Below are 4087 nucleotides of genomic sequence, written 5' to 3' on the forward strand. Positions count from 1 at the left end.
GATCGCCACCCCCGGCCAAACACATCCACCCACCCGGGCATATCCGTAGCCGGGCCGGCGGTTCTCGGGGTGGTCGGCTGGGCTGCTGTGCCGGTGTTGTTCCTGGTGGATGGGCGGGCTGGGTCGACCGGATGGCTGGTTGTGCTCACTTTTGGCTGTTGGCGGGAGGCTCGCCCCTGGTCGGGGGCGGGCCTTCGGCGTAAGTTCGTCGGTATGCGAATCTTGAGCAGGCTGACCGTGGTGTGGGGTCTGGCTCTCCTCGTGATGGTGCTGCCCACGCCCTGGTGAGCCCGGGACCGACCGCTACCGGTCGAGGAAGTCGAGCAGCAGGCGGTGGAAGTCCGCTGGGCGTTCCAGGTTCACCAGGTGGCCCGCGCCGGGGACGACCTCCGCCCGTGCGGCGGGCGCGGCTGCGGCGATGCGGTTGACGGCGCCGTGGATGTCCGTCGAGTCCTGGTCGCCGACCACCAGCAGGGTCGGTGCGGTCAGGTCTGCGAGTCGGTTCCAGGCGCCGACCTCGGTGGCGAACCGCTGACCCCCGGGGTTGTGGCGGGTGAGGTTCGCCGTGGCGATCGTGGCGCACCGGGTTCGGAGTGCCGGGTCGACCTCGGTGGGGGAGCGGTGGGGGCCGTCCACCCACATGCGCAGGAAGCACTCCGCGAGCACCGTGGTGTCCCCGCCGGATTCGCCGATCTGCCGCAGGTGCTCCAGCACGAACGGGTCTTCGAACGCCATCCCGCTGATGCCGGGGGCGACCAGCACCAGCCGCTCCACCTGGTCCGGGTGGGTGAGGGCGAAGTCGATGCCGGTGCGCGCGCCCAGGGAGAGGCCCACCAGCGTCGCGCTCGGCAGTTCGAGGGCGCGCAGCAGGCTGTGCAGGTCCTCGTGGTGGGCGAAGGGGGCGGTGGGCGTGGAGGAATTGCCGTGGCCTCGGGCGTCGTAGCGGATGACCGTGTGGTTCGCGGCCAGGAGGGCTGACTCCGCGTCCCACGTGCTGCGGTCCAGCGCACCGCCGTGCAGCAGGACCACCGGGGTTCCCGCGCCCCGCAGTTCGAAGGCCAGCTCCCCGTCGGGGACCCCGACCTTGCCGGTGAACCGCCTGTCGATCGCCACGGGTCGCTCCCTCGCGCTGGGTCGGGGTCACGGTATCGAACGGGAACGACCCGCGAGCGCCGTTGCTCGCGGGTCGTTCGTCCTCGGGGGCGTCAGACCAGGGGGCGGTCCGTCGGCTCGATCGGGCGGGGCAGCACCGTGCGGCCGGTGAGGTAGGTGTCGACGCCCGCGGCGGCCGCGCGGCCCTCCGCGATGGCCCACACGATCAGCGACTGGCCGCGGCCCATGTCCCCGGCGGTGAACACGCCGGGAACGTTGGTCTGGTAGTCGCGGGCCCTGGCCACGTTGCCGCGCGGGTCCAGGTCGACGCCGAGGCCGTCGAGCAGGGGGCCCTTCTCCGGGCCGACGAAGCCCATCGCCAGGGTGACCAGCTCGGCCGGGATCTCGCGCTCGCTGCCCTCGACCGGGACGAACCGGCCGCCCTCGTTGGCCACCTCGGTGAGCCGCAGGGCGCGGACGTTGCCCTGCTCGTCGCCGACGAACTCGGTGGTGGACACGGCGTAGACGCGTTCGCCGCCCTCCTCGTGCGCCGAGGTGACCCGGTAGAGCATCGGGTAGGTCGGCCACGGGTGCAGCTCGGAGCGAGCCTCGGCGGGCCGGGGCATGATCTCCAGTTGGGTGACCGACCGGGCGCCCTGGCGGTGGGCGGTGCCGACGCAGTCCGCGCCGGTGTCGCCGCCGCCGATGACCACCACGTGCTTGCCCTCGGCGTGGATGGGGGAGCGCTCCAGCGACCCCGCCGCCACCTTGTTGGCGGGCGGCAGGTACTCCATCGCCTGGTGGATGCCCGCCAGGTCGCGGCCGGGCACCGGCAGGTCGCGCCACGCGGTGGCCCCGCCCGCCAGCACCACCGCGTCGTGGTCGGCGCGCAGTTGCTCCACCGTGATGTCGACGCCGATGTCGACCCCAGTCTGGAACAGCGTGCCCTCCGCGCGCATCTGCGCCAGGCGGCGGTCGAGGCGGAACTTCTCCATCTTGAACTCGGGGATGCCGTAGCGCAGCAGCCCGCCGATGGCGTCGGCCCGCTCGTAGACCACCACGTCGTGGCCCGCGCGGGTGAGCTGCTGGGCGGCGGCCAGCCCGGCCGGGCCGGAGCCGACGACGGCGACCTTCTTGCCGGTCTTGACCGTCGGCGCCTGCGGGGTCACCCAGCCCTCGTCCCAGGCGCGGTCGACGATCGAGATCTCGACGCGCTTGATGCTCACCGGGTCGTCGTTGATGCCCAGCACGCACGCGGCTTCGCACGGCGCCGGGCACAGCGTGCCGGTGAACTCGGGGAAGTTGTTCGTCGCGTGCAGCCGCTCGCTCGCCGCGCGCCAGTCGTCCCGCCACACCAGCGTGTTCCACTCCGGGACCAGGTTGCCCAGCGGGCAGCCCTGGTGGCAGAACGGGATGCCGCAGTCCATGCAGCGCCCGGCCTGCTCGGAGCCCTTGCCGCCCTTGGTGAACTCGGCGACGCTGTCGGCCTCGTACACCTCGCGCCAGTCCCGCAGCCGCAGGAACACCGGGCGGCTCGCGGGGGCGTCGCGGCGGGTGGTGAGAAAGCCCTTGGGGTCAGCCATGCGAGGCCTCCATGATCGCCTGGTCGATGTCGCGGCCGTCGCGCACGGCGGCGGCCTGGGCGGCGAGCACCCGCTTGTAGTCCTTCGGCATCACCTTGGTGAACCGGGTGACCGAGTCGTCCCAGTCCGCCAGCAGCGCGCGCGCCACCGCCGAATCGGTCTCGGCGAGGTGCTTGGCGACGGTCTGCCGCAGGAAGTCGTGGTCGTCGGCGTCGAGCGGGTCGAGGTCGACCATCTCCGGGTTGATCCGCGCCTTCGACAGGTTCAGCACGTAGGCGACGCCGCCGGACATGCCCGCCGCGAAGTTGCGCCCGGTCGGCCCGAGCACCACCACCCGGCCACCGGTCATGTACTCGCAGGCGTGGTCGCCGACGCCCTCGACGACGGCCAGCGCGCCGGAGTTGCGCACGCAGAACCGCTCGCCCACCTTGCCGCGCAGGAAGATCTCCCCGCCGGTGGCGCCGTAGCCGATCACGTTGCCCGCGATCACGTGCGCCTCGGCGGCGAACTGCGCCCCCGGGTGCGGGCGCACCGTGATCCGCCCGCCGGACAGGCCCTTGCCGACGTAGTCGTTGCCGTCGCCGACCAGCCGCAGCGTGATGCCCTTGGGGATGAACGCGCCGAACGACTGCCCCGCCGTGCCGGTGAAGGTCACGTCGATCGTGTCGTCGGGCAGGCCCTCGCCGCCCCAGCGCTTGGTCAGCTCCGAGCCGAGCATGGTGCCCACGGTCCGGTTGACGTTGCGCACCGGCAGCTCCAGGCGCACCTTGTCGCCGGAGTTCAGCGACCCCTCGGCGAGCTGGATCAGCGTGTTGTCCAGTGCCCGGTCCAGGCCGTGGTCCTGGGCGGTGACCCGGTGCCGGACCGCGCGCGGCTCCAGCTCCGGCACGTGGAAGATCGGCGTCAGGTCGAGCCCGGCGGCCTTCCAGTGGTCGACCGCGGTGCGGGTGTCGAGCACCTCGGCGTGCCCGACGGCCTCCTCGATGGAGCGGAAGCCCAGCGCCGCCAGGTACTCGCGCACCTCCTGGGCGATGAACTCGAAGAAGTTCACCACGAACTCCGGCTTGCCGGAGAACTTCGCCCGCAGCGTCGGGTTCTGCGTGGCCACGCCCACCGGGCAGGTGTCGAGGTGGCACACGCGCATCATCACGCAGCCCGACACCACCAGCGGCGCGGTGGCGAAGCCGAACTCCTCGGCGCCCAGCAGCGCCGCGATGACCACGTCGCGGCCGGTCTTGAGCTGCCCGTCGGTCTGCACCACGATCCGGTCGCGCAGCCGGTTGGCCAGCAGCGTCTGCTGCGTCTCGGCCAGGCCCAGCTCCCACGGCCCGCCCGCGTGCTTGATCGACGACAGCGGCGAGGCGCCGGTGCCGCCGTCGTGCCCGGAGATGAGCACCACGTCGGCGTGCGCC

3 protein-coding genes are annotated in these 4087 nt (G+C 72.6%); all 3 read right to left on the reverse strand.

Annotated features, from left to right (window positions below; all coding sequences use genetic code 11):
- Positions 1–303: 303 nt before the first annotated feature.
- The gene (locus UO65_RS06740) at positions 304–1113 is read right to left on the reverse strand and encodes an alpha/beta fold hydrolase (RefSeq protein WP_233427461.1); all 810 of its coding nucleotides are present in this window, start codon (positions 1111–1113) and stop codon (positions 304–306) included.
- Between the two features lie 92 nt (positions 1114–1205).
- Positions 1206–2675: a glutamate synthase subunit beta gene (locus UO65_RS06745; RefSeq protein WP_035279849.1), complete on the reverse strand. Its 1470-nt coding sequence runs from the start codon at positions 2673–2675 to the stop codon at positions 1206–1208.
- Positions 2668–4087, reverse strand: a 1420-nt coding sequence (locus UO65_RS06750) for a GltB/FmdC/FwdC-like GXGXG domain-containing protein (RefSeq protein ID WP_035279853.1), incomplete at its 5' end; no start/stop codon positions are given. The genes UO65_RS06750 and UO65_RS06745, both read right to left, overlap by 8 nt.

The organism is Actinokineospora spheciospongiae (genome assembly GCF_000564855.1).
GTDB lineage: Bacteria > Actinomycetota > Actinomycetes > Mycobacteriales > Pseudonocardiaceae > Actinokineospora > Actinokineospora spheciospongiae.

Excerpts from the sequence above, each read along its gene's own strand:
- UO65_RS06745 (WP_035279849.1), bottom strand. The coding sequence starts at position 2,675 with ATGGCTGACCCCAAGGGCTTTCTCACCACCCGCCGCGACGCCCCCGCG.